General features: G+C 71.8%; 1 protein-coding gene. It reads left to right on the top strand.

Features of this window, described 5'->3' with window-relative positions; translation table 11 throughout:
* A partial coding sequence (locus tag KUM38_RS42315; RefSeq protein WP_254397890.1) for an acyltransferase domain-containing protein occupies window positions 1-419 on the top strand: 419 nt, incomplete at both ends.

Raw genomic sequence — 419 nt, 5'->3', positions numbered from 1 at the left:
GGCTGCGGCGTTCCCGGTGTTCGAGCAGGCTTTGGCCGAGGTGTGTGCGGAGGTTGATCCGCGTCTGGGCCGGTCGTTGCGGGAGCTTCTTGCCGCCGAGGGTGGTGTGCTGGACTCGACGGAGTTCACGCAGGTGGCGTTGTTCGCGGTGGAAGTGGCGCTGTTCCGGCTGGTGGAGTCGCTGGGGGTGCGTGCCGATTGTCTGATCGGGCATTCGGTCGGTGAGATCGCTGCCGCGCATGTGGCGGGGGTGCTGTCGCTGGCGGACGCGGCCGAACTCGTCGTGGCGCGTGGCCGGTTGATGGGCGCGCTGCCGGCGGGCGGCGCGATGGTCGCGGTGCAGGCCGCCGAGGCGGAGGTGGCCGGGTCGCTGGCCGGGTTCGAGGGCCGGCTGGAGATCGCCGCGGTCAACGGTCCGC

It is taken from the genome of Streptomyces sp. AC558_RSS880 (genome assembly GCF_019049255.1).
Taxonomy (GTDB): Bacteria; Actinomycetota; Actinomycetes; order Streptomycetales; family Streptomycetaceae; genus Streptomyces.
Note: the sequence above shows the minus strand (reverse complement) of the source record. Positions and strands in the feature narration are given on the sequence as shown.